Below are 245 nucleotides of genomic sequence, written 5' to 3'. Positions count from 1 at the left end.
CCAGCGTCGAAACCCACTTGTCGCTCAAGGAAGCCCCCGTCGCTAACACGGCGCGCTACGACCGCCTGCGTGGCCAGACCGAGGAGATCGGTCATGCGTGATTTGATGGCGGAACTCAAGGAGCTGCGCCTGCACGGCATGGCCACGGCCTGGGCGGAGTTGACTGCGCAGGGTGAGTCGAACACAGCCTCGTCCAAGTGGCTGCTCGAACACCTGCTGGAACAAGAGCACACAGATCGCGCCAT

General features: G+C 63.3%; 1 protein-coding gene. It reads left to right on the top strand.

Going from position 1 to position 245, the window contains the following annotated elements; genetic code table 11:
- Window positions 1-93: 93 nt before the first annotated feature.
- Window positions 94-245: ATP-binding protein (locus AAEZ08_RS23315; RefSeq protein WP_222436703.1), on the top strand; the 152-nt coding region annotated here is incomplete at its 3' end.

The sequence above is a fragment of the Pseudomonas sp. E45-MNA-CIBAN-0222 genome (assembly GCF_040310405.1).
GTDB lineage: Bacteria > Pseudomonadota > Gammaproteobacteria > Pseudomonadales > Pseudomonadaceae > Stutzerimonas > Stutzerimonas stutzeri_AC.
This window is presented reverse-complemented; position numbering and strand designations above follow the sequence as displayed.